28 protein-coding genes and 1 other annotated feature are annotated in these 25,490 nt (G+C 37.8%); of the genes, 19 read left to right on the top strand and 9 right to left on the bottom strand.

Going from position 1 to position 25,490, the window contains the following annotated elements; all coding sequences use genetic code 11:
• Position 1: 1 nt before the first annotated feature.
• Both K5S59_RS05180 and K5S59_RS05185 read left to right on the top strand, forming a co-directional pair.
• On the top strand, positions 2-691 hold the full coding sequence (locus tag K5S59_RS05180; protein WP_000821767.1) for a response regulator transcription factor: 690 nt from the start codon (positions 2-4) through the stop codon (positions 689-691).
• Positions 692-814: 123 nt separating this feature from the next.
• A complete protein-coding gene (locus K5S59_RS05185; protein WP_002073200.1) occupies positions 815-1,084 on the top strand; it encodes a hypothetical protein in 270 nt (89 codons plus the stop codon).
• 106 nt (positions 1,085-1,190) lie between these two features.
• Here K5S59_RS05185 and K5S59_RS05190 read toward each other — a convergent pair whose 3' ends face one another.
• The 5 genes from K5S59_RS05190 to acuA form a co-directional block, all read right to left on the bottom strand.
• Complete coding sequence (locus K5S59_RS05190) at positions 1,191-1,604, bottom strand: VOC family protein (protein ID WP_000660174.1); 414 nt, start codon at positions 1,602-1,604, stop codon at positions 1,191-1,193.
• 68 nt (positions 1,605-1,672) lie between these two features.
• Positions 1,673-2,545, bottom strand: a complete 873-nt coding sequence (locus K5S59_RS05195; RefSeq protein WP_098258125.1) for an alpha/beta fold hydrolase — start codon at positions 2,543-2,545, stop codon at positions 1,673-1,675.
• Between the two features lie 121 nt (positions 2,546-2,666).
• Positions 2,667-3,833 (bottom strand): acetoin utilization protein AcuC, encoded by a 1,167-nt coding sequence (acuC, locus tag K5S59_RS05200; protein WP_000092821.1) that lies wholly within the window; start codon positions 3,831-3,833, stop codon positions 2,667-2,669.
• Positions 3,830-4,474 (bottom strand): acetoin utilization AcuB family protein, encoded by a 645-nt coding sequence (locus K5S59_RS05205; RefSeq protein ID WP_000634571.1) that lies wholly within the window; start codon positions 4,472-4,474, stop codon positions 3,830-3,832. Before K5S59_RS05205 ends, acuC begins: the two co-directional genes overlap by 4 nt.
• Before the next feature lie 17 nt (positions 4,475-4,491).
• Entirely contained in the window at positions 4,492-5,124 is a 633-nt protein-coding gene (acuA, locus tag K5S59_RS05210) for an acetoin utilization protein acetyltransferase AcuA (protein ID WP_000581408.1), read from the bottom strand.
• A gap of 176 nt (positions 5,125-5,300) precedes the next feature.
• Here acuA and acsA point away from each other — a divergent pair, with 176 nt between their 5' ends.
• From acsA to tyrS, 6 genes are all read left to right on the top strand, one after another.
• Positions 5,301-7,019, top strand: coding sequence for an acetate--CoA ligase (gene acsA / locus K5S59_RS05215; protein WP_000862039.1), 1,719 nt, complete (start codon positions 5,301-5,303; stop codon positions 7,017-7,019).
• Positions 7,020-7,108: 89 nt separating this feature from the next.
• Entirely contained in the window at positions 7,109-7,666 is a 558-nt protein-coding gene (locus K5S59_RS05220) for a maltose acetyltransferase domain-containing protein (RefSeq protein ID WP_220784043.1), read from the top strand.
• Positions 7,667-7,733: 67 nt separating this feature from the next.
• Complete coding sequence (locus K5S59_RS05225; protein WP_000066455.1) at positions 7,734-8,189, top strand: hypothetical protein; 456 nt, start codon at positions 7,734-7,736, stop codon at positions 8,187-8,189.
• Positions 8,170-8,715, top strand: a complete 546-nt coding sequence (locus K5S59_RS05230) for an RNA polymerase sigma factor (RefSeq protein WP_000057194.1) — start codon at positions 8,170-8,172, stop codon at positions 8,713-8,715. The genes K5S59_RS05225 and K5S59_RS05230 overlap by 20 nt, the downstream gene beginning before the upstream one ends.
• Positions 8,696-8,941 (top strand): hypothetical protein, encoded by a 246-nt coding sequence (locus K5S59_RS05235; protein ID WP_001293781.1) that lies wholly within the window; start codon positions 8,696-8,698, stop codon positions 8,939-8,941. The genes K5S59_RS05230 and K5S59_RS05235 overlap by 20 nt, the downstream gene beginning before the upstream one ends.
• A 77-nt stretch (positions 8,942-9,018) precedes the next feature.
• Positions 9,019-9,248, top strand: a binding site (T-box leader).
• A gap of 70 nt (positions 9,249-9,318) precedes the next feature.
• A complete protein-coding gene (gene tyrS, locus K5S59_RS05240) occupies positions 9,319-10,575 on the top strand; it encodes a tyrosine--tRNA ligase (RefSeq protein WP_000512075.1) in 1,257 nt (418 codons plus the stop codon).
• 79 nt (positions 10,576-10,654) lie between these two features.
• Here tyrS and K5S59_RS05245 read toward each other — a convergent pair whose 3' ends face one another.
• The gene (locus K5S59_RS05245) at positions 10,655-10,957 is read right to left on the bottom strand and encodes a YjdJ family protein (RefSeq protein WP_120450933.1); all 303 of its coding nucleotides are present in this window, start codon (positions 10,955-10,957) and stop codon (positions 10,655-10,657) included.
• 150 nt (positions 10,958-11,107) lie between these two features.
• Between K5S59_RS05245 and K5S59_RS05250 the strand changes: the two genes are divergently transcribed.
• Complete coding sequence (locus K5S59_RS05250) at positions 11,108-11,236, top strand: hypothetical protein (RefSeq protein ID WP_000050944.1); 129 nt, start codon at positions 11,108-11,110, stop codon at positions 11,234-11,236.
• A gap of 54 nt (positions 11,237-11,290) precedes the next feature.
• Here K5S59_RS05250 and rpsD read toward each other — a convergent pair whose 3' ends face one another.
• Positions 11,291-11,893, bottom strand: coding sequence for a 30S ribosomal protein S4 (gene rpsD, locus K5S59_RS05255; RefSeq protein WP_000135322.1), 603 nt, complete (start codon positions 11,891-11,893; stop codon positions 11,291-11,293).
• A 398-nt stretch (positions 11,894-12,291) separates the two neighbouring features.
• Between rpsD and megL the strand changes: the two genes are divergently transcribed.
• A complete protein-coding gene (megL, locus tag K5S59_RS05260; protein ID WP_000726610.1) occupies positions 12,292-13,470 on the top strand; it encodes a methionine gamma-lyase in 1,179 nt (392 codons plus the stop codon).
• Positions 13,471-13,533: 63 nt separating this feature from the next.
• On the opposite strand, the gene K5S59_RS05265 is transcribed toward megL, so the two are convergent.
• Positions 13,534-14,013, bottom strand: a complete 480-nt coding sequence (locus K5S59_RS05265; protein WP_000494319.1) for a GAF domain-containing protein — start codon at positions 14,011-14,013, stop codon at positions 13,534-13,536.
• A gap of 147 nt (positions 14,014-14,160) precedes the next feature.
• Here K5S59_RS05265 and refZ point away from each other — a divergent pair, with 147 nt between their 5' ends.
• On the top strand, positions 14,161-14,799 hold the full coding sequence (gene refZ, locus K5S59_RS05270) for a forespore capture DNA-binding protein RefZ (protein WP_000814935.1): 639 nt from the start codon (positions 14,161-14,163) through the stop codon (positions 14,797-14,799).
• 11 nt (positions 14,800-14,810) lie between these two features.
• Here the strand turns inward: refZ and K5S59_RS05275 are convergent, their stop codons facing one another.
• A complete protein-coding gene (locus K5S59_RS05275) occupies positions 14,811-15,755 on the bottom strand; it encodes a DMT family transporter (protein WP_001036058.1) in 945 nt (314 codons plus the stop codon).
• 124 nt (positions 15,756-15,879) lie between these two features.
• Between K5S59_RS05275 and K5S59_RS05280 the strand changes: the two genes are divergently transcribed.
• From K5S59_RS05280 to K5S59_RS05315, 8 genes are all read left to right on the top strand, one after another.
• Positions 15,880-16,722, top strand: coding sequence for a LysR family transcriptional regulator (locus tag K5S59_RS05280; protein ID WP_000362569.1), 843 nt, complete (start codon positions 15,880-15,882; stop codon positions 16,720-16,722).
• Positions 16,723-16,929: 207 nt separating this feature from the next.
• Positions 16,930-18,642 carry a septation ring formation regulator EzrA gene (ezrA, locus tag K5S59_RS05285; protein ID WP_000377309.1) on the top strand — a complete coding sequence of 571 codons (1,713 nt, stop codon included), beginning with the start codon at positions 16,930-16,932 and terminating at the stop codon, positions 18,640-18,642.
• A gap of 228 nt (positions 18,643-18,870) precedes the next feature.
• Positions 18,871-20,013 (top strand): cysteine desulfurase family protein, encoded by a 1,143-nt coding sequence (locus K5S59_RS05290; protein WP_000638956.1) that lies wholly within the window; start codon positions 18,871-18,873, stop codon positions 20,011-20,013.
• A 6-nt stretch (positions 20,014-20,019) separates the two neighbouring features.
• Positions 20,020-21,234 (top strand): tRNA uracil 4-sulfurtransferase ThiI, encoded by a 1,215-nt coding sequence (thiI, locus tag K5S59_RS05295; RefSeq protein WP_000989279.1) that lies wholly within the window; start codon positions 20,020-20,022, stop codon positions 21,232-21,234.
• Between the two features lie 80 nt (positions 21,235-21,314).
• A complete protein-coding gene (locus tag K5S59_RS05300) occupies positions 21,315-21,512 on the top strand; it encodes an alpha/beta-type small acid-soluble spore protein (protein WP_000091640.1) in 198 nt (65 codons plus the stop codon).
• A 175-nt stretch (positions 21,513-21,687) separates the two neighbouring features.
• Positions 21,688-23,274, top strand: coding sequence for an acyl-CoA synthetase MbcS (gene mbcS / locus K5S59_RS05305; protein ID WP_120450931.1), 1,587 nt, complete (start codon positions 21,688-21,690; stop codon positions 23,272-23,274).
• Between the two features lie 102 nt (positions 23,275-23,376).
• Positions 23,377-23,808, top strand: a complete 432-nt coding sequence (locus tag K5S59_RS05310; RefSeq protein ID WP_000600354.1) for a VOC family protein — start codon at positions 23,377-23,379, stop codon at positions 23,806-23,808.
• 70 nt (positions 23,809-23,878) lie between these two features.
• Positions 23,879-25,447, top strand: coding sequence for an amidohydrolase (locus tag K5S59_RS05315; RefSeq protein WP_120450930.1), 1,569 nt, complete (start codon positions 23,879-23,881; stop codon positions 25,445-25,447).
• The last annotated feature ends 43 nt before the right edge of the window (positions 25,448-25,490 follow it).

The raw sequence follows: 25,490 nt of genomic DNA on the forward strand, positions 1-25,490 counted from the left end.
AATGAAGAGAATTTTACTAGTAGAAGATGAAATAAGTATTGCAGAATTACAGCGAGATTATTTAGAAATTAGTGATTTTCAAGTCGATGTAGAACATTCAGGAGAAGTAGGTCTACAAATGGCTCTTCAGGAAGATTATGATTTAATTATTTTAGATATTATGCTTCCGAAAATGAACGGTTTTGAAATTTGTAAACAAATACGTGCTATAAAGGACATTCCAATTTTACTTGTTTCAGCAAAGAAGGAAGATATAGATAAAATTCGCGGACTCGGTTTAGGGGCGGATGATTATATAACGAAACCGTTTAGTCCAAGTGAATTAGTCGCAAGGGTAAAGGCGCATATTTCTCGTTATGAAAGATTATCAGGGAATGTGAGTAAGCAACGCGATACGTTATACATTCACGGAATTTCTATTGATCAGCGAGCGAGAAAAGTTTTTATAAACAATGAAGAAATTGCGTTTACAACGAAGGAATTTGATTTATTAACATTCTTTGTAACGCATCCAAACCAAGTATTAAATAAAGAACAGTTATTTGAACGTATTTGGGGACTAGACTCAGCTGGCGATTTAGCCACTGTCGTTGTTCACATTAGAAAGCTACGTGAAAAAATTGAAAGAGATCCCGCCCACCCGCAATATATTGAAACGGTGTGGGGAGCTGGTTATCGCTTTAACGTGTAATGTACCTGCCGAGTAATCGGCAGGTTTTTTATGTTACTTGAACGAAAAGGGAATAATAGGTAATTTATGTTAAAATATAAAGAGAGATAAAACATAGGGGAGTATGAGAGGGCGTGCTACATTTTGGGAGATACATTAAAAGATAATAAATTAAACAAGGCTTTAAAGATTGGAACCAATATCATACTTATTTTATTAATTATTGGTGCAATACAAATGTTTTATGATGAAGACCCTACAAATGATCATTTCGGTGGGTTATTTATGATGGTCTTTTTTGGAATTAAAATAATTTCTAATTTTATGATGAGTATAAAAGAAGGAGATAAAAAGTCGATATTCATTGATGTAGGTTTGATGGTTTTTTTGTTCTTCTTGCTGTTTTTAGTGTGAAATATTTCTTTTGAAGGTTAATATATTCATTAACGAGGCTTTAATGGAATAAGCCTCGTATCTTTCTATGTTATTTAATACTTACGTCTGATTGTAAAAAATCACTCTATATTAGGTATTTTTCTTTGAAAATAGGACTTAATTCACTCCAAACATCAAATTTATTACCATCTAAATCATAAAAAACAAAATTCTTCCCAGCATGCCCTCTGTTTTCAATCTCTCCAACTAGAATTTCCTTTTCAATAAATTCACTATGAATTGATTCTAGTACATGTAATCCGTTAACTTCGAATGTTATAGAAAAGCGTTCTTCACCGTGAAAATCAAAAAAATTTAAGGTTTGATTATCTTGGGATTTAACTAGAAAAAAGCTTTGATTTGCAAAGTTAATAATAGCTTTGTCTTCGTCTTTAAAGTTCAACTCTGCTCCCAATTTGTTTACATACCAGTTTAAAGAAAGCTCTACGTTGGTAACTGGAATATAAGTCGTTCCAACTCTTAATAATTTTTCTTTCACCCTATTTTCCTCCTTTAGCAAAACAGCACTAATAAATTTGTTCTCTCTTCCTAGACTTATTGCCTTTGTTAGTCCTTAATTTTCTTTTTAATTCCAAAAAATTCTTGAGTAATAGAAGTAAACCGACTGGATTCTTCTAAAAAAGGATAATGGTTACTCTCCTCAAATATCACAAAGATAGAATTACGTATGCCATCATGCATCTCAATAGAATATTGAATCGGGCACTGTACATCATGTCTTCCGCATATAATGAGAGTCTTTGTTTGGATGGAAGATAAATGCTCTCTTAAATCAAATGAAGGATATTCATTGGCGAAAGCATTCATCCGACTAGCGGACATTGTTTTTTGGATTGGTTTACTAAAATAAGAGTTATGGTTTTCGGGTTTATACAATGATAATTTTGTCCTATTAGTAGATAGTTCTTTTCTTTCTGCATTTGTAAGGTGAGGGGTTTTTAAGTTTTCGATGAGCTTTTGCATATAATGAAACTGTGGATGTGCGGGGTGATAAATACAAAATGGTGTTTCGGTATAGTTACTTGCTGCAGCTCCGGCCAAGGCTAATGATTGTAAGGAATTTGGATATGTAATTGCATATAAAAGTCCAAGCATACCACCTGTTGAATGACCGGCGAAATGCCATATTGGAAGGTGCAATGCTTCTCGTATTGCTTCTAAGTCGTGAACTGTTTCAATCATACTTAATTCTTTTTCTGAATTGGCTTTTGCTGAGTTACCAGCGTCTCGTAAATTAATGAGGAATACACGATGCGTAGCAGTGAAAACATCCGCAAAGTAATCACCAGTTTCATTAAATTGTGAATAGTGATGTGTAATGCAAAGTGGCTCGCCATTTCCTTTTGTAAAGAGTTCAAATGTGCCACGTTTTGTGTTAATTATTTGTTGTGTCCACATAATATCACTACCTTTTCTCATAAAAGTTGGACCAGTTAATTATGAAATAAAATATATCAGCGCAACTCGAAATATATCGACTTACCGACAACAGTCGACAATAAATAAAAGGAGGCTATTCAAAAACGAGCCTCCTTTTCGTTTAGTACAAAGATTTTGTCATATTATTCCGAATAATTTCAAGGGATTTCGTTACAGTTAATGCATTCTTTTCTTCAATTTCTGGTTTACGGGGGATAGGTTTATACATGTTGTCTGGATCTTCCCATGTGAGGGGAAGTTCTGTTTCGGCTTGTCCTTTCCAAGCGTCAATCCATTCTGGAGGGAGATAACCTGAGATGTTTTGGATGTTGTTCATTTCGAGCCAAATGAGTGCCCAAGCTCTTGGGACGACGCGCCAGTGGTCATAGCCACCGCCGCCGACAGCAATCCAGCGACCTTCGCAATATTCGTTAGCGATTTCGCGAGCGAGCTTCGGTATTTCACGGTAAATATTCATCGTTGCGCAAAGGTGTGTAAGCGGGTCGTAATAATGTGCGTCAGCGCCATTTTGCGTTAAAATAATATCCGGTTTAAAGTAGGCTGCAACTTCTTTTACGACAGTTCGATATGAATCTAAAAACGATTCATCCTCTGTAAAAGCATCGAGTGGAACGTTAAAAGAATAACTATAGCCATTACCTTGTCCACGTTCATTTACAGCGCCAGTTCCAGGGAATAAATAACGCCCAGTTTCATGTAGTGAAATGGTGCATACGTTAGGATCATCGTAAAAAGACCACTGTACACCATCACCGTGATGAGCATCTGTATCAATATATAAGACGCGTAAACCGTATTTCTTCTGAATATATTTCATTGCGATGGAACTATCGTTATAAATACAAAAGCCAGATGCCTTGCCGCGGAAGCCATGATGTAAGCCTCCGCCTAAATTAAGCGCGTGTTTTACTTTCCCGGAAAGAACAGCATCGACAGCGGTTAACGTACCGCCAACGAGTAATGCACTTGCTTCGTGCATATTTGGAAACATCGGTGTATCTTCTGTTCCGAGTCCATATGTCATCGCAATTGATTTTTCTAACTTACCTTCTCCAGCACGTTTTACCGCATTTATGTATTCCTCTGTATGAACGTAGGCAATCTCTTCATCTGTAGCCATCCGTGGTGAGATGATTTGGGAAGGAGAGATAAAACCGCCCTTTTGTAATAAATCATACGTGAGTGTGACGCGCAGTTGGTTAAAAGGATGATCGGGGCTAAACGAATAGCCCCGAAAGTCATCCGAATAAATAAAAGCGCTACTCATGCTTGCATCCCCATAATATTCGGCCATAAGACGCGGTAGCCTTCTGCTTCAAGTGCATCAATCACTTTTAGCGGATTCATCGTTTGAATGCGGAAAACGAGTACTTTATCATTCTCATCTTTTGCTGGATAGACGAGAACGCTCACGATATTTATTTGTAACTCACTAAAAATGGCAACGACTTTTCCGAGAATGCCAGGTTCATTTTTTACTTGAATTTCAATTTGTGAACTCGGTTGATGTGCTCCTGTTAATTTCACTAACGTGTGCAGTACAGTAGATTCAGAGATGATTCCTACTAACTTTCCTGCTTTTGTAACAGGGAGACAGCCAATTTTATTTTCAAAAAATAAAGTAGCAATTTCCTCAACGAAATCGAGAGGATGGCAAGTCATAACAGGATGTTTCATAATCAGTTCAAGTGGTTGCTTCAGCATATCGAGTGAAACTTGTTCATCTAAAATAGACGGACTTGCATCTCTTACATCCCGATCAGAAATAATGCCTACGACATGATTACTTTGATCGACAATTGGAATGTGCCGAATGCCTTTCGTGCGTATCGTTCGGATTGCTGTTTCAATTGTATCGTTTGGATGTAGTGTCACCACATCTTGATTCATAATTTCTTCTACAATCATTCCAGTTGCCCCCTTTATTAATACATAAAACGATTGTGAAAACGTAGACGATCAAATGCTTGAATAGAATCCGTATCAACGCGTTTACCGATGCGGACCATTAAACAGTTAGCAGGATGCGAACAAATTTCAGGATCATCTGTAGCCATCCATTGTAAACCGCCAGCATTCATCATTTTTTCCATTACTTTTCGGTACTCCCAAACATTTAAGCCTGTTTGTTTTAAATCCCAGTGCCAATAATATTCAGTCGTCAATATAATGTAATCTTCCATATGGTCGTCCATCATTGAAACTTCTAATAAGTTCTTTCCGACAGCGCAACCGCGGAAGGCAGGGACAACTTCAATCGCCCCGAGTTCAATTAAGTTTTCTATCTTTCCTTCTGACCATCGTTCGAGTGGATCAGGATACAGGTATGTAACATATCCAACAATCGTTTGGTCATGTCTAGCAATAATGAGACGAGCTTCTGGTAATTTAGAAATTTCGACAATTGCTTTATATTGCTGCTCGGCAGGACGAAACGCAATTAAATCTGGATGAAATTTATACATTTCTAAGCTATGTGTAGAGACAGGACCTTCAATAATTAAAGTGCCTTTCGCTGTTTTTAAGTTTCTAGCATTATATATTTTCTTATGAATCAATGTATTGCTCACCACCTTGAGGGTTTGTGAATCTATTCATATCGTACTTTATAATATATGCGATGTGAATCGAAATTTGTCATTAAAAATTTGTCTAAAAATCAACAAATATACTGAAAATTTTAAATAATGTTATTATAATAGATAATAGAATACATAGGAGGGGGATGTAAAGTATGAAAGTAGAAACGCTTCCTGTCATTAAAGGAGAAAATAATTTGCCGAATTATGATGAGGCATACGCGAATTTTAACTGGGAAGAGGTTAATAAAAACTTTACTTGGAATGAGACAGGCCGAGTAAATATGGCGTATGAAGCAATTGACAAGCATGCGAAATCCGATCGTAAAAATAAAGTAGCCCTTTATTATCAAGATGGAGCGCGAAAAGAGAAGTATACATTTAAGGAAATGAAGGATTTTTCTAATAAAGCAGGAAACGTCCTGAAAAATTATGGCGATGTAGAAAAAGGCGATCGCGTTTTTATTTTTATGCCGCGTTCTCCAGAATTATATTTCGCACTTCTTGGTGCAGTGAAATTAGGGGCAATCGTTGGTCCACTATTTGAAGCGTTTATGGAAGGCGCAGTTCGCGATCGTTTAGAAGATAGCGAAGCAAAGGTGTTAATTACAACGCCTGAATTGTTAGAGCGCGTACCATTAAATGATTTACCTGCTTTAAAAACAGTCTTCCTTGTTGGAGATAATGTAGAAGAAGGCGGTAAAACGGTAGCGTTCAATCCTTTATTTGAACAAGCTTCAAAAGAATTACATATTGAATGGTTAGGCCGTGAAGATGGTTTAATTTTACATTACACGTCTGGTTCTACTGGTAAGCCAAAAGGTGTGCTTCATGCGCAAAATGCAATGGTGCAGCATCATCAAACGGCGAAATGGGTATTAGATTTAAAAGAAGACGATGTATATTGGTGTACAGCTGACCCAGGCTGGGTAACTGGAACAGCTTACGGTATTTTCGCACCGTGGTTAGTTGGGGCGTCAAATGTTGTTTTAGGTGGCCGCTTTAGTCCAGAAGCGTGGTATGAAGCACTGCAAGATTACGGTGTAACAGTTTGGTACAGTGCGCCAACAGCGTTCCGTATGTTAATGGGAGCTGGACAAGACGCAATTAAAAAATATGATTTATCACAAGTTCGTCACGTATTAAGCGTCGGTGAACCGTTAAATCCAGAAGTAATTCGCTGGGGTATGAACGCATTTGGACTTCGTATTCATGATACGTGGTGGATGACAGAAACAGGTGGACAAGTTATTTGTAACTACCCTTGTATGGAAATCCGTCCAGGTTCAATGGGTAAACCGATTCCAGGCGTGAAAGCAGCGATTGTTGATAATGAAGGAAATGAAGTTCCTCCATACACAATGGGTAACTTAGCAATTGGTAAAGGTTGGCCAGCGATGATGCGTGGAATCTGGAATAACCAGCAAAAGTATGAATCTTACTTTATGCCGGGAGATTGGTACGTATCAGGTGACTCTGCTTATATGGATGAAGATGGATACTTCTGGTTCCAAGGGCGTATTGATGATGTAATTATGACGTCAGGTGAGCGAGTTGGTCCGTTTGAAGTAGAAAGTAAATTAATCGAGCATGCTGCTGTTGCAGAGGCTGGTGTAATTGGTATTCCTGATCCAGTGCGCGGAGAAATCATTAAAGCATTTATCGCGCTTCGGGCGGGATACGAACCATCTGATGAATTAAAAGAAGAGATTCGTCAATTTGTAAAGAAAGGCCTAGCAGCTCATGCAGCGCCAAGACAAATTGAATTTAGAGATAAATTACCGAAAACGAGAAGTGGTAAAATTATGCGCCGCGTACTAAAAGCGTGGGAATTAAACTTACCAACAGGTGACTTATCAACGATGGAAGATTAAGAGAGGAAGGTCTGAACGAAATAACGTTCAGGCCTTTCTTTTTTTATGGTATCATAAACTTATACATACGAGTTAAAGGGGAGAAGAAAATGAAAACAGAAAAAGAAAAGATGATACTTGGGGAAATGTACATACCAGCTGATCCTGTTTTGATTCAAGAGAGGGAGCATGCTCGTATACTAACGAGAAAATTAAATGAAACACCAGAAGTACAATTAAAAGAGCGTAGCGAAATCGTAAAAGAATTATTCGGAACGACTGGAGATAACATTCATCTTGAATCTTCTTTCAGATGTGATTACGGTTATAACATTCACGTTGGTGAAAATTTTTACGCGAACTTTGACTGTACAATTTTAGACGTATGCCCGGTGACAATTGGAGTGAACTGTATGTTAGCGCCAGGTGTTCACATTTATACAGCAACACATCCACTTGATCCAGTAGAGCGCATAAGTGGATCAGAATACGGAAAACCAGTTACAATTGGCGATAACGTATGGATTGGCGGAAGAGCGATTATTAATCCTGGTGTAACAATTGGAGATAACGCGGTGATCGCATCTGGCGCCGTCGTAACGAAAGATGTGCCGGGCAATGTAGTAGTTGGCGGGAATCCTGCGAAGATTATTAAAAAAATAAAATAATATTTGAACGAAGTGCCTTCCTCGTCTGTATACATTTATGAAAGAATAGATGAGGGAGGCTTTTTATATGTCTAATAAATTACTTCTTACTTTTGCTTTACTTGGAATTATAGTCGTATTTTCTTGTGGTTTGCTATTACCGATGCCAATCGGATTTAAAGTATCAATGATTACAGCCGGTGTCATGATGATTGTTATGTTTTCCATCATTATTCCGTTTGATAGAAAACATATAGTACGGAAAAAAGGATATAAAATTGATTTTACAAAAACAAAAGTGTATTTTCGCTGGAATGTATTTGATACGATTTCGGCTTGTCTGGCAGTGTATGCATGTATATGTGTGCAAGCATTAAATATTTTAGTTTCAACCGGACAGACAATTCAAAACCCGTATGTTCAATTTTTTACGAATCAATCGCAAGTATGGATTATTGTCGCAAGTTGCTATTTAATTTCCCGCATTTCATTAACGTTAAAAGGAATAAAGGAGATCAAAAATCATGGCGCAGATTGGGATTGAGGAGGAGCTCATGCTTGCGTATCAAAGTGGAGATAAACAGGCGGGGGAAAAACTATATGTTTTAATCAAACCAGCGCTATACACATTTTTGTATCGATTTAACCGAGATGAACAATTAAGTATCGACCTTGTGCAAGATACGTTTTTGACGTTAGAGCGTAAGAAATATATGTATGAACTTGAAAAAGGTAAAATAAAAACGTATTTATTTCAAATTGGTTATCGTCTTATGATTAATAAATTAAATAGAAGAAAAAAGTGGCGTACGCTTTTGCCGTTTTTAGTGCCGATCCAGGAAAAAGAATTTTCTCACGAAGATCGGCTCACAGTAAGAGAAGCGATTTTGAAAGTTCCGGAAGAGCAACGAGCTGTCCTTATTCTTTCTTATTATCATGATATGCAGCAGAAAGAGATTGCGGAGGTATTAAACATTCCGATTGGAACAGTGAAATCGAGACTCCATAACGGGATAAAGAAATTGAAACAATTGCTGGAGGTGGATGAAATTGAGCGAAAATCCCTTTAAGAGTGAATATAAATTAAAGCAGCATTTAGATAGCGATCATGTAGAAATACCAGATTTTCCAAAAACGGTAAGTCGCTTCGATCGATTAATCGGATTTCTTGGTTCTCCAGCGAAAGATCCTGTGGAGGCGACGATTGGGAATGATTTATCTGTTGTGTTTCATGTATCGTTATTAGTTGGAGTTCCAATTCTTTCTCTTATTACGATACTCTTTGCGACGTTGTAAAGGATTGGCAAGAAGAGAAACCTGACCTCTATTTGACACGCCTATATAAATGATGGTATAAAGAAAAGTATATGAATAATTGAGCGTGGAAAGGGAGAAGTAGTGATCATTTCCCTGTTTTAGAGAGCTGATGGCCGGTGAAAATCAGCACATAGATGATCGCGAATTACGCCCCTAGAGCATCTTTTTTCGATTGAATTGTATTCAAAAGGGAAAAGACGGTGCTAAGCCGTTATGTAAATAAGGTGGTAGGCTTTTTTTTGCCTGCAACTAGGGTGGTAACGCGATAATCAAAATCGTCCCTTATTTAAAGGGGCGATTTTTTTATGTTTTCAACCTTCACGCCAGTAATGAACTTAAAGGAGAGTATGTAGGATATGGGTATTTTACAAGATCTTGAATTTCGCGGTCTAATTAATCAGCAAACAGATGCTGAGGGACTTGAGCAATTATTAGAAAAAGAAAGCGTTAAATTATACTGTGGTTTCGACCCGACAGCGGATAGCTTACACATCGGTCATATGTTACCAGTATTAATGTTACGTCGTTTCCAATTAGCTGGTCACCAACCAATCGCACTTGTTGGCGGTGGTACTGGTATGATCGGTGACCCAAGTGGTAAAAAAGCAGAGCGTACATTAAATACGAAAGATACAGTTGCTTACTACACAGAAAGCATTAAAAACCAACTTTCAAACTTCTTAGAGTTCGAAAACGTGGACAACCCAGCAACGATGGCTAACAACTATGACTGGCTTGGTAACTTAGATGTCATTTCATTCTTACGCGATATCGGTAAAAACTTCGGTTTAAACTATATGTTAGCAAAAGATACAGTAGCATCTCGTTTAGATACTGGTATTTCATTCACTGAGTTTAGTTATATGATTTTACAATCATACGACTTCTTAAACTTATACCAAAACCATAATTGCCGCTTGCAAATCGGTGGTAGTGACCAATGGGGTAACATTACAGCTGGTCTTGAATTAATCCGTAAATCAGAAGAAGATGCGAAAGCATTCGGTTTAACAATTCCACTAGTTACGAAATCTGACGGTACGAAGTTTGGTAAAACAGAAGGCGGCGCAATTTGGTTAGACCCAGAGAAAACAACTCCTTACGAGTTCTACCAATTCTGGATTAACACAGATGACCGCGACGTTGTTAAATACTTAAAATACTTCACATTCTTATCTCATGAAGAAATTCTTGAGCTTGAAAAGCAAGTAGCTGAAGCACCAGAAAAACGTGCAGCACAAAAAGCATTAGGTTCTGAAATGACAAAACTTGTTCACGGCGAAGAAGCATTAGAGCAAGCAATTAAAATTTCAGCTGCATTATTCAGTGGTTCTGTAGCAGAACTGACTGCAAGCGAAATCGAACAAGGATTCAAAGACGTACCATCTGTAGAACGTACTGCAGAAGATACAGTATTAATCGACTTACTTGTAGAAAGCAAAATCTCTCCATCAAAACGTCAAGCACGTGAAGATGTAACGAACGGCGCAATCTACGTAAACGGTGAGCGTACACAAGCATTGGACTACGTTGTAACAGAAAACGACCGCATCGAAGGTAAATTCACAATCATTCGCCGCGGTAAAAAGAAATATTTCTTAATTCGTTACTAATCAGAAACGAATATAAAACAAATAGTACCCGGAATTGTAGGCTGAAAAGTCTATGATTCGGGTTTTTTTATGTACGAATTTAGATTGCCCTACGAGTTCTTGTAAATAGAATATGAAGAATTAATACGATCATATAAAGTAAGCTAATGAGCATAACAATAAATGCTGTTGGATAAAATTTTGCCGCATATATAAAGAAATCGATTTGATAAATATCTTGGTAATTTGAAACGGTACCTTTAAAGTAATTCGTAAACTTAGCGCTATATTTCCATTCATCAGGATTATCTATCAAATTACTCCCCTGATACCAATTAATAAGTGCGGAAGTAATAAAGAACATACATGCACTACCTAATTGAACCATTTGATTTATTGTCAAAATGAATCAACCTCCTATTTTATGGTTATTATAGCGTGCATTCGTATTCCTGTAACCTTTTTGTTGTAATCTCCTTTTCGAGTTCATACGGAAATCACATGTAAGCGGTATGATAAATGTATAACAAATAGAAAGGAGTGGTAAAACAAAATGTCACTAGAAGCGCTCATTATTTTTTCTTTGCTAAACGCGGGTCAGCTTGCAGAGAATTCGAAGGTGGATGTACATAAAGAGCAGAAAGATGCTTATGTATATGTTCAGAAAGAGGAAAATAAATAATTTTATTTTATATATAAACGAAAAAAGCCAATCCACAGGATTGGCTTTTTGTCATTAACGAGAGTAGAACTCTACGATTAATGCTTCGTTGATTTCAGCTGCTAACTCAGAACGCTCAGCGTGACGAGTGTAAGTAGCTTCTAATTTATCAGCATCGAAAGTTAAGTATTCTGGTACGAAGTTGTTAACTTCGATCGCTTCTTTAACAACAACAAGGCTGTTAGATTTTTCGCGAACGCTGATTGTTTGACCAGGTTTTACACGGTAAGATGGGATATCTACGCGAGATCCATCAACTGTGATGTGACCGTGGTTTACTAATTGGCGAGCTGCACGACGAGTGCGAGCTAAGCCCATACGGTAAACTAAGTTGTCAAGACGAGCTTCAAGAAGGATCATGAAGTTTTCGCCGTGCTTACCAGGCATTTTACCTGCTTGGTCAAATGTGCGACGGAATTGACGCTCAGTCATGCCGTACATGTGACGAAGTTTTTGTTTCTCTTGTAATTGTAAACCGTATTCTGAAAGTTTCTTACGTTGGTTAGGACCGTGAGGACCTGGTGCGTAAGGGCGTTTTTCTAATTCTTTTCCTGTGCCGCTTAGAGAGATTCCAAGACGACGAGACAGTTTCCAAGCTGGACCTGTATAACGAGCCATAGTTGACTCCTCCTTTAAAAATGTTTTTATTTACGTAAAATAAAAACAGACGTAATCGATATTTACGGGCATTTTGTTTTCATGTACCTTCGCTCCAGCAGCAGGGAGTTACGAGATACACCTCCGTAGAGGAACAAAATACAAACGATAAACTCACATTACAAGGCTGCCTTTTTATTTTACACAAACGCTATTATATCTTTTACCCAGAGTTTCGTCAAGCGAGTACGTTTTTGTTTTATGCATATAAATTTTGGAAATTAACAAGAAGGAATTTAAAACGATATAAAAGAAGTGATAGAAACACAAATAAAACGCTTACATAAAATGTAGTAAAAAATGTTCATTAATTTTTTTGATGAATATGCGGTAATAAAAACATAAAAGGGGATGTTTTTATGAAAAAGAAGCATATGGAGACAGCGTTAATTCATCACGGTTATACATCAGAGGAACATAAAGGAAGTTTAACACCACCTTTATTTCAAACGTCTACATTTACATTTGAGACTGCGCAGCAAGGGGAGGCGAGTTTTGCGGGAGTGGATTCGTCTTATATTTACTCAAGACTTGGAAATCCAACCGTAAAATTATTTGAAGAACGTATGGCGGTGTTAGAAGGAGGAGAAGAAGCTCTTGCTTTCGGATCCGGTATGGCAGCTATTTCAGCAACGTTAATTGGTTTTCTAAAAGCTGGAGATCATATTATTTGTTCAAATGGATTATATGGGTGCACGTACGGTTTTTTAGAAGTATTAGAAGAGAAGTTCATGATTACACATTCGTTTTGTGATATGGAGACAGAGGATGATGTCGAAAATAAAATCCGTCCAAATACAAAGGTTATTTTCGTAGAAACACCGATTAATCCAACAATGAAATTAATTGATTTAAAACAAGTGATTCGGGTTGCGAAGCGAAATGGCTTACTTGTCGTTGTGGATAATACGTTTTGTTCACCTTATTTACAAAGACCGCTTGAGCTTGGTTGTGACGTAGTTGTGCATAGTGCAACAAAATATATTGGCGGTCATGGCGATGTAGTGGCGGGTGTAACGATTTGTAAAACGAAAGCGTTAGCTGAAAAAATTCGCCCGATGCGAAAAGATATCGGCGGTATTATGGCGCCGTTTGATGCGTGGTTATTGTTACGCGGATTAAAGACATTAGCGGTAAGAATGGACCGCCATTGTGATAATGCCGAAAAAATTGTATCGTTCCTGAAAAATCATGATGCGGTAGAAGGTGTTTGGTATCCAGAAGGGGAGTTAGCATCTCGCCAAATGAAACGAGGCGGCGGTGTGATTTCTTTTTCAGTAAAAGGCGGAAAAGAAGAGACGCAAGCGTTTATCAATGATCTTCATTTTATTACAATTGCTGTAAGTTTAGGGGATACAGAAACATTAATTCAGCATCCGGCAACGATGACGCACGCTGCGATTCCAGCTGAGCTAAGACAAGAAATGGGCATTTATGATAATTTAATACGTTTATCTGTCGGTTTAGAATCATGGGAAGATATAGTGTCTGATTTAGAACAGGCACTAAAGAAAATATCTGCAGTTAGTAATCAATAAAAAAAGAGTGAGCTATCGGTTTCGTACGTGATGTACGCAATCGATAACTCGCTCTTTTCTTTTTTAAATATGTTTTAGGAGTGTTTCCACAAATTTTTCTAAATAGCGCTGATCTACTTCATCAAAACGATTTTTTTCAGGGCTATCAATATCAAGTACACCAATGACAGCTCCTTCTTTCACGATTGGTACAACGATTTCTGAATTCGAAGCACTGTCGCAAGCAATATGTCCTGGGAATTGGTGAACGTCTGCTACAAGCTGCGTTGTTTTCGTTTCAGCTGCAACGCCGCAAACGCCTCGTCCAAATGGAATACGCACGCAAGCAGGCATTCCTTGGAATGGTCCAAGAACAAGCTGATTTCCTTCTGTTACGTAAAAGCCAACCCAATTCACACGATCTAAAAATTGGTTTAATAATGCGGACGCATTTGATAAGTTTGCGACTACGTTTGGTTCGCCAGTTAATAATGCATCCAGTTGTTTAATTACTGTCTCATATTGCTCTTCACGAGAACCTGCATAACTTTCTTTTGTAAACATGGAAACAACTCCCTTTTTATCGAGATGTGTAAAATATTAGCAAAATACGATGTATTTCACATGACTTTGTCGATAGAAAATTAAAGGAATTTGTCTTAAAAGTCAAGAAATTTAAACTATAGCTGTTCAGTGAGAGGAAGTGAGCGCATGAAACAGACGAAACAAAAAGTAATTGATGCGGCAATATCATTGTTTAACACGAAAGGTTATGATGGAACGTCGGTGCGAGAAATTGCAAAGCGAGCGGATGTGAATGTAGCGAATATTTCATATTATTTTGCTGGAAAGCAAGGTTTATTAGAACAGCTTATTACTGACTTTTTAGAAGGGTATATTCATGTGATTGAAATGTCGTTCGAACAGAGAGAATATTTGTCGGCTAAAGATGTGATGGTGCAAATGGTGCGTGGGATTTTACGATATCAATTTGAAAATAGGGAACTGACACGTTTCTTCTACCGAGAGCTTTCACTGGATACGACATTAATTCGTGAAGTGATGACCATTTATTTTTCTAAAGAAAGATATTATATAGAGCAAATCATAAAGCAAGGACAAATGAAGCAAGAATTCAAAAAGGTATCTTTTACAATGTTTATGACGCAATTAAAAGGCATGATGAATATGCCGTTTTTATATCCGCAATATATATCAGAAGTGTTGCATTCTTTTCCGTCTGAGACATTTTTCATAGAAATGTACACGAAGGAAATTGAACAATGGATGGAACAAACATTATGTATAACGAATATGTATCAGGAATGGCCAAGGGCTGTTCATATGTGAAAAATCCCCACCTAACGAACTGAGGTGGGGATTTTTGTGCTTTCTTTTCTTTGCCATATATTGTTGCATAATAGCGCGATAATTGTTAAAGCGGATCCGGAAATTTCAATTTTGTCGACTGTATAACCTCGAAAGATGGAACCGATAAGTGCAAGTACAGGAACTAAATTCATAAATAATATGCCATTAATAGATGAAATATAGCGATTTCCTGTGTTCCAGCAAAATACAGCGATAACACCTGCAATAATCGACATATACAAGAGTTCAAAACGAACGTTCATAATGGTACGTAGTGACGGTACAGTAATAAAGTTTGTGTAAGTGAAGAAAGTGACGATAACGATGAGTGAAATTGAGCCGAATAAACAAGTTAACGTCGTATATCGAAGTGGTGACCAAGATTGAAAACGAGCACCGCCGTTCGTGTAAATGACCCAGCAAGTAACGCCGCACAGCATAAGTATATTTGTTGAGAGGTGACTGGCAGCTCCAAATAATAAGTGAATATTTCCTTTTGAAATGACAAGTATAACACCGAGCAATGCAACGAACATACAAAGGAATGTGTAGTTTTGTGGGCGTTTGTTTTTTGTTATCCACTGCAATAATAAAGCGATGAGTGGCATAAGAGACTGAATCATCGCGGCATGGATGGCTCCAGAAGGTCCGGCAATTTGTTGACCGTAAAAAACGAGAAAACCGTATCCAGCGAAGCCGACCGTTCCGTAAAAGAATAACGAAAGTGTTCTTTTTTCTAATCGGAGTGAAGTTTTTCCTTCAGTAATGAATAGCAAAATAAGAAAAATTATAGCTGCTGATCCGTACCGGATAGTTGTGAAGAAGAACGGATCGATAAACTGTAGGGCATTTGCCATGACAGGAAACATAAATCCCCAAGCAGTTACGGCAAGTAGGCATAAGAGGGATCCGAGTAGCATTTGTTTTTTGTTCAAGAGTTTCATTCCCCTTTATATTTCGTTATAGTAAGTTGATGAAATAAGTATAAAGAGTAGTTGTTTATAGTAGGAAATATCGATTTTTTATGACAGTTATAACTTTTTGTTAGAGGTGTGTACGATGGATTTGGAGGCAGTACGATCGTTTATTGAAGTAAAGAATACGCGAAGTTTATCGAAGGCGAGTAAGCTTTTACATATTTCTCAACCGGCGCTTAGTAAGCAAATTCAAAGATTAGAAGCGGATTTAGAGGTTACTTTACTTAAGCGTTCCGCGCAAGGAGTGGAGTTAACAGAGGCTGGAGAGTTATTTATAACAAGAATGTTACCGATTTTGAAACACATATATGAAGTGAAAGGCGAAATGAAGACTTTTCAAGAGAAGCGGAAAATTTCTATAGGCATATTGCCAAGTTTAGCAGCTCATTACATATCAAAATGTAAAGATGTATTAGGTGAAGGATTCGAAGTAGAATGGAAAATTGAGCATACGAAAGTACTAATGGGACTCTTTAAAGAACGGAAGATTGAAGCGATGTTCGTCGATTCAATAGTAGAAGGCGCTACGTGTATAAAAGAAATGCGAGAAGAAAAAATTGTTTGTGTTGTTTCAAATGATCATCTTTATAACGAGAAAACAGTGATCCGAATGGAAGATTTGCAAAATGAAAAGTTAATCGTATATCCAGAAATCTGTGATGTAAGGAAAATAATTACGAATATGTTTCAGGGGATAGGTGCGAAACCAATCATTGCATTTGAAACTTCTTACGCAGAACCGATGCTTGCGATGGTCGGAGCTGGACTTGGTATTACGTTACTTCCAGAAATGGCAGTAGAGCAAGCGGTAAAGCAAGGGAATGTGCATGCGATTTCTATTGAACCACCACTTGTGCGCAAAATTTATTTCGTATCTCATATGAAAGAGAACCTGTTATTACACTCATTTGATGATGGGAGATAATCCAAACAGAAGATTGAGAAAGATTACAATCGCATTGAAAGAAACATGAAATTTTAAAAAAAACTAGGTCAAAAACAAGCCATTACATGGTATGATTAGTACATTGTTAGTTGTTAAATATAGGGGAATTCCCTTTTTATACATAATGCCTTCCATTTCATAAACGGAACGGACAAAAAAAGAGATATAACTAGGAGGCTTTTTTGCATGGATTCTATCCTGACGATCGTTATCATTGTAGTAAGCTCTATTCTAGTGCTGCTCATGATAGAGCTTGTGATAAGAAATCGTTCATATAAAGATATTGAAGCACTGGAGCAGTGGAAACAAGAGATAAAAGATAAACCTGTGGCAGATGAACTAAAGCGGGTGAAAGACTTAAATATGACGGGTCAAACAGAAGAACTGTTTGGTAAATGGCGTGAAGAATGGGATGAGATTGTATCAACAACCCTTCCGAAAGCTGACAAAGATTTAGCGCAAGCGCGAAAATTCGCCTCGCAATTCTCCTTCCGAAAAGCAAAGCATGCGATGAATGAATCCATAAGTGGTTTAGATGACGCTGATAATCGTATTACAGACATTTTAAATGAATTACAGCAATTGTTAGAAAGCCATGAAAAAAATAGCTCGGAAATTGAAGGGTTACGTGATACATATCGTAGTATGAAGAAGAGTGTTCTTGCTCATAGACATATGTATGGAGCAGCAGAGCAGAAAATTGAAGAGATGCTAGACGCTGAATCTAATAAATTTAAAAGCTTTGAAGAGGCAACAGATAATGGTGACTATTTAAAAGCGAGAGAAATTGTTATTAGTTTAGAAGAAGGTTTGGCAAGCTTAGAAATCATTATTCACCAAATTCCAGATTTATTGGTAGAGTGTCAAGCGACGTTACCAGTTCAGCTGGAAGATTTATTACACGGACATAATGATATGGTAAGACAAGGTTATGTATTAGAGTACTTGGAAGTCCCTAAAGAAGTTCGTGATATGACGACACAACTACACACATGTTTAATGGATATACAGGAGCTTCATATAACGGAAGCTGCTGAAAAAGTAGAAAACTTAAAAACACGTTTAGATGGCTTCTATGATCAACTGGAACAAGAAGTACATGCGAGACATTATGTGGAGCAAAAAACACTTTCTGTTTATGAAGACTTAGAAGAAATTCGTACTGAAACGATTGAAACAAAAGCAGAAACACAACTTGTGAAACAAAGTTATCAGCTACAAGATAAGGATATTGAGTCTCAAAAAGTAATTGAAAAGCAAATGCATATTTTAACGAAACGTTTTGAAATGCTGCAATTACGCGTTGCGGAACAAGATATTGCCTTCTCTATTATTCGTGAGGAACTAGAAGAGGTTTATGAGCAATGTGAAACGTTAAAAGTACTGCATGCGGAATATAAAGAAATGCTGCAAACGATGCGTAAAGAGGAATTTGAAGCGCGTGAGAAGTTGCAAGAAATGCGAAATATCATTTTTGAAACGAAACGTTTTATGCAAAAGTCGAATTTGCCAGGTCTTCCAGAAAGCATTATGGAAGATTTAAAAAGAGGACAAATGGCAATGCAAGCTGTATATGAACAGTTAGAAGTGAAACCGTTAAATATGAACGCTGTAAATAGCAGTTTAGAAGAAGCGTACACAACTGTTAATGGGGTAGCTGAAATGACAGAAGAGTTAATTGGACAAGCGTATTTAGTTGAAAAATTAATTCAATACGGTAATCGTTACCGCAGTCATGATGAGAACCTTGCAGAGAGCTTAAATTATGCGGAGAAATTATTCCGTGAATATCAATACGATGCAGCTTTAGAACAAGCGGCTTCTGTACTAGAGCAACTTGAACCTGGCGTTGTTCAAAAAATAGCTGAATATGTAGACAATGAACAAACCCTTTCATAGGGGTTTGTTTTTTTGTGTAATTTTGGGGACGATGTTGCTATAATGAATAGCGGAATACAGTAAGGTTATTCGTTTTAAAATATAGTGAAACTGTAATCAGTAGGGCCATCCTCACTAATTATCGGCCTTCACAATCGGGATAAAATGGAACCTTTGAGTAGTCTTAGCGTAATTACACGTATTTGTGATATGATTATATGATGTGATAGCGCTGAAAGGGGAAGAATGATGATCTATTTTGATAATAGTGCGACGACGAAGCCATATCCAGAAGCCCTTCAATCGTACGTAACGGTTGCTGGAAAATATTTTGGAAACCCTTCTTCTATTCATTCGCTTGGGGGAGAGGCAGAGCGTCTATTAACACAATCAAGAACGATTGCAGCGCAGCTTCTTCACGTTAAACCTTCTGAAATTATTTTCACATCAGGTGGAACGGAAGGGAATAACCTTGCGATTAAAGGAATAGCGATGAGGAATCGTTCGCGCGGTAAACATATCATTACAACAAATATTGAACACGCGTCTGTGTTTGAAGCATATAAACAATTAGAAGATCTCGGTTTTGATGTAACATATTTACCGGTTAATGAGCATGGTGTTGTATCGGTAGAGGATGTAAAACGAGCACTTCGTGAAGATACGATTCTTGTGTCAATTATTCACGTGAACAACGAGACTGGAGCAATTCAGCCTGTTGCTGAAATTGGAACGTTATTATCGAACTATCCGAAAATAAGATTCCATGTGGATCATGTACAAGGGATAGGAAAAGTACCGCTTGATTTATATGCTTCTCATATTGACCTTTGCTCAATATCTGGACATAAATTTCACAGTGTAAAAGGAACGGGTCTTCTTTATGTGCGTGATGGCGTAAGGTTAGATCCAATTTTATCAGGTGGTCAACAAGAGCTTAAGTATCGCTCTGGTACAGAAAATTTACCTGGCATTGTAGCGATGGTGAAAGCACTTCGCATGACAATGGAACAAGTGAAAGAAAAGATAGCTCATTTGCACAATTTACAAACAGAGCTTGTCCGTTTCTTTAAAGAGATGGAAGATGTCACGATTAATACGTCGCTTGCCTATGCAGCACCGCATATTTTAAATGTATCATTCGTTGGTTTAAAACCAGAAGTAGTCGTTCATGCTTTAGAAGAGTACGGTGTATATGTATCGACGAAGTCTGCTTGTTCTTCAAAAGCAAATGAAGTGAGCAGAGTGTTAGTGTCAATGGGAGTACCGCATGCCGCTGCTGCGAGTGCTATTCGCATTAGTTTGGCACCAGAAAACACGATGGAAGAAGTAAAACAATTTGAAGGTATTGTGAAAGAGACGATGCCAAAATTATATGAAGTGATGAGGTAAAGAAATATGATGACATATGAATATATTTTAGTTCGTTATGGAGAGATGACGACTAAAGGTAAGAACCGTTCTAAATTTGTAAGCACATTAAAAGATAACGTAAAGTTCAAACTGAAAAAGTTCCCAAATATTAAAATCGATGCAACACATGATCGTATGTACATCCAATTAAATGGCGAAGACCATGAAGCAATTTCTGAAAGATTGAAAGATGTATTTGGTATTCATAAGTTTAACTTAGCGATGAAAGTACCATCAGAATTAGAAGATATTAAAAAAGGTGCATTAGCAGCTTTCTTACAAGTAAAAGGCGATGTGAAAACATTTAAAATTACAGTGCACCGTTCTGATAAACGCTTCCCGATGAAGACGATGGAGTTACTTCCAGAAATCGGTGGGCACATTTTAGAAAACACAGAGGATATCACAGTAGATGTTCATAATCCAGATGTGAATGTACGTATAGAAATTCGCAGTGGTTACACATATATTATGTGCGGTGAGCATATGGGAGCTGGCGGTTTACCAGTTGGTGTTGGCGGAAAAGTAATGGTACTTCTTTCTGGTGGTATCGATAGCCCGGTAGCAACGTACTTAACGATGAAACGCGGCGTGTCTGTGGAAGCAGTTCACTTCCATAGCCCACCTTTCACAAGTGAGCGTGCAAAACAAAAAGTAATCGATTTAGCACAAGAGTTAACGAAGTACTGTAAACGTGTAACGCTTCACCTTGTTCCATTTACAGACGTGCAAAAAACGATTAATAAAGAAATTCCATCTAGCTATTCAATGACAGTTATGCGCCGTATGATGATGCGTATTACAGAGCGTATCGCAGAAGAGCGTAATGCGCTTGCAATCACGACGGGTGAAAGTCTTGGACAAGTAGCAAGCCAAACATTAGATAGTATGCATACGATTAACGAAGTAACAAACTATCCAGTTATTCGTCCACTTATTACGATGGATAAATTAGAAATTATTAAAATTGCTGAAGAAATCGGCACATATGATATTTCAATTCGTCCGTACGAAGATTGCTGTACAGTATTCACACCAGCAAGCCCAGCGACGAAACCGAAGCGTGAAAAAGCGAATCGTTTTGAAGCGAAATACGATTTCACACCATTAATCGATGAAGCTGTAGCGAATAAGGAAACAATGGTATTACAAACAGTAGAAGTAGTGGCGGAAGAAGAAAAATTCGAAGAACTTTTCTAAACCCATAAATTACCATATATAAAACGTGTATGAAGTCATGTTATTTATCACACTCTATACTCACAAGGAGGTGATATAACATGTCACGTAGTACAAATAAATTAGCGGTTCCTGGTGCTGAATCAGCATTAGACCAAATGAAATACGAAATCGCTCAAGAGTTTGGTGTTCAACTTGGAGCAGATGCAACAGCTCGCGCTAACGGTTCTGTTGGTGGTGAAATCACTAAACGTCTAGTTTCACTAGCTGAGCAACAATTAGGCGGTTACCAAAAATAATCCCATATAAGATGGCTTAGAAAGAGCGGGTTCTCCCGCTCTTTCTTTTTGTTGTTTACATCGTTATACATTCATTTCGACATAGACATAAAAAATTTGTCAAAAGAAGAGGGTTCAAAATAGACAGAAAATTCTTTATTATATAAGGGAGGCATAAAGAAAAAGGAGGATGTTTATGAAGAGAGAGGAATTGTTGGCGCCGCCGTCTTATAATTTAGTTTCTGAAATAGAGAAATATACAGGTGATAAAGAGAAGCTTGCTTTAATTTGGCAAGATGATAAAGGGAATAGACGAGAAGTTACATATGCTGAGTTAATGCAAGGTGCGAATAAAATTGGAAACGCTTTTATAAAGAGTGGCCTACAAAAAGGGGACAAGCTTCTTATTATGATGCCGCGTTTAATTGAAGCGTACATGACGTATATCGCTGCAATTAAAGCAGGATTTGTCGTAATTCCGAGTTCGGAAATGTTACGTAAAAAAGATATTGAATATCGAATCGGGCACGGGGAAGTAAAAGCGATCGTAAGTTATGAGCCGTACATTGGACAGTTTGATGATATAGAAGCGATGGGGTCTCTTCAAAAATTCGTTCTGAGCGAGCAGTCAGTAGATGGATGGATTAATTTAAAAACAGCGTTAGAAACAGAAAGTGACCTGTTAGAAATGGCGAAGACAGATAAAGAAGATATGGTCTTTTTATCTTACACGTCAGGGACGACAGGAAATCCAAAAGGTGTTGTTCATACGCATGCTTGGGCATACGCTCATTTACGTACGAGCGCTCCAAACTGGCTCGGAATTGAAGAGAATGATGTTGTATGGGCAACGGCTAGTCCGGGCTGGCAAAAGTGGATTTGGAGCCCGTTTTTAGCAACTCTCGGCTCAGGTGCAACAGGATTTGTATACAACGGTAAATTTGAACCGAAAACATATTTAAATTTATTAGACAATAATAAGGTGAATGTGCTTTGTTGTACGCCAACTGAGTATAGATTAATGGCAAAGGTAGAAGACTTAAGTGAGTACAATTTAGAGGCGTTACATAGCGCTGTATCCGCAGGTGAGCCGTTAAATAGAGAAGTCATTGAAACATTCCAAAAGCACTTTAATATTACAGTGAGAGACGGCTATGGGCAAACGGAAAATACATTACTTGTTGGTGTAATGAAAGTGATGGATATTAGACCAGGATCAATGGGAAAACCAACGCCAGGCAACCACGTTGATATTGTAGATGAGGAAGGCCTTCCGGTAAAGGTAGGAGAAGTTGGTGATATTGCAGTTCACATTGAGACACCGGCCCTCTTTAAACAATATTATAAAGACGATGAGCGCACAGCGATGCAATTCCGCGGTGATTATTATATTACCGGTGATAAAGCGAAGAAAGATGAAGACGGTTATTTCTGGTTTGAAGGGCGCGGTGATGATATTATTATTAGCTCTGGTTATACAATTGGGCCGTTTGAAGTAGAAGACGCGCTTGTAAAACATCCTTACGTAAGAGAGTGCGCAGTTGTCGCAAGTCCTGATGAAATTCGCGGAAGTGTCGTGAAGGCATTTATCGTATTAAGAGAGAATATAGAAAAGAACGAAGAAACATTAATTCCAAGACTCCAACAACACGTTAAAGAACTTACTGCACCATATAAATATCCTCGTAAAATTGAATTTGTAGATGAACTACCAAAAACGATTTCTGGAAAAATTCGCCGTATTGAACTTAGAAAACAAGAGATGGAGATTCCGTCAAAATAATTTTGAAAACAGTGAAGGAAATAGTTGAATGAAATGGCAAACAATGATATTATAAAAACGAACACAAGTTCGATTTTATAAACTTAAAAAAGAGGTGTCCGTATGATTTTAGGTATTAATCCGTACTTAGTTTTAGATGGTAGTGGGCAAGAAGCTGTACAGTTTTATAAAGAGGCGTTAGATGCAAAAGTAGAAGTCATGCAAACTTTTGGTGACATGCCTGAAAATCCAGAATATCCGATTCCAGCTGAAGCAAAAGAGCGCGTTTTACATGCTACTTTAAAAGTTGGTAATACGGACCTTATGATTTCTGATACATTCCCAGGTCAAGGGCATGCAATCGGATCTCAAGTAACAATCGCAATTCAAATTAGTAATGCAGAAAAAGCGAAAGAAGTATTCGAAAAGTTACAAGAAGGTGGAGAAGTTATTATGCCACTTCAAGAAACGTTCTGGAGCCCAGCATACGGACAACTTAAAGATAAATTTAGCATTGAATGGCAAATCACAACGTCTACTACTGAACAAAAGTAATTTTTAGAAAAGCACCATGTTTTGAAATGGTGCTTTTTTTTATACAATAAAAACAAAGGAGATGGGATATATGGGAGAAATTTGGTATGGCGGCACCATTTACACGATGCGAGAAGAGAATGAAAAAGTAGACGCTGTTTATGTTGAAAAGGGCATGATCGTTGATGTCGGGAGTAAAGAAGAGTTAGAAGACCGATATGCTACGGTTAAATTTCACGATTTAGAAGGCAAAGCGATGATTCCAGGTCTCGTTGATAGTCATATGCATCTTATTGGGCATGGAGAGAGGTTACTTCGTCTAGATTTATCAGATTGCACATCTTATAGTGAAGTGCTGAATCTCGTGCGGAAACGAGTAGAAGAAGCCCCGAAAGGTTCTTGGATTATTGGAGAAGGTTGGAATGAAAATAATTTTACAGATACGAAACAAGTCCATGTACGTGATCTAGATGAAATTTCTAAAGAACATCCGATTTTATTAAAGCGTGTTTGTCGTCACGTGACATGGGTGAATTCATACATACTGCAAGAAGCGAACATAACAGAAGCGACGCAAGACCCGAAAGGCGGGAAAATTGGCCGTGATTCATCAAATATGTTAACAGGGCTTTTATATGAACAAGGGCAAGAATTAATTAAACATGTGCAGCCAGAAATTGATGCAGTTTATTTACAAAGAGCTTTGCAAACAGCGATTAAAGACTGCTGGCAATATGGTCTCGTTGGTGGGCATACGGAAGATTTAAATTATTACGGTGGCTTTAGAAAAACGCACAATGCGTTTTCTCATGTCATAAAGGAAATGCCATTTAAAGCGCATTTACTCGTTCACCATGAAGTAGCACATGAACGAAAAGAATATGAAAATGAGCATTATATTGAATTTGGAGCGATGAAAATTTTTTCTGATGGCTCTTTTGGCGGAAGAACAGCTTTATTAAGTGAACCGTATGAAGATGCGCAGGAAACAAATGGAGTTGCAATTTTCTCACGCAAAGAGCTTGCGGAGTTAGTGAAAAAAGCACGTGATTTACATATGCCAGTAGCGATTCATACAATCGGTGACTTATCGTTAGAATATGTCATTGATGCGCTTGAATTATATCCACCAGCAGAAGGATTACGTGACCGCATTATTCATTGTCAGCTTGCTCGTGAAGAGTTGATTGAGAGGATGAAACATTTGCCGGCTATTATTGATATTCAGCCTGTCTTTGTGTCATCGGACTTCCCATCAGTCATTGAAAAACTAGGTGAGCATCGTCTTCGTTATGCGTACGCTTGGAAGACGTTACTGGAAGCGGGATTACATTGCAACGGTGGATCTGACGCGCCAATTGAACAAGTGAATCCGTTTTTAGGCATATATAGCGCTGTTACACGTAGAAGTTTTATTGACGGTATATGTTATATGCCGGAAGAGAGATTAACGGTATATGAGGCTGTCTCTTTATTTACAACAGGAGGTGCCTATGCAATCGGAAAAGAAGCGAAGCGAGGACAAATCGCGAAAGGATATGAAGCGGACTTTACGATATTAAATCGCAATATTTTTGAGATAGAGGCAGAAGAAATAAAAGAAGTGCAAGCAGAAATGACCGTAATTGATGGGAAGATTGTGTATAGGAAAGGCGTGTGAAAATATATCGACTTACCGACAAAAGCTAACAAGAATATTGGTC

It is taken from the genome of Bacillus sp. BML-BC051, assembly GCF_019656175.1.
In the GTDB taxonomy this organism is placed as follows: domain Bacteria; phylum Bacillota; class Bacilli; order Bacillales; family Bacillaceae_G; genus Bacillus_A; species Bacillus_A mobilis.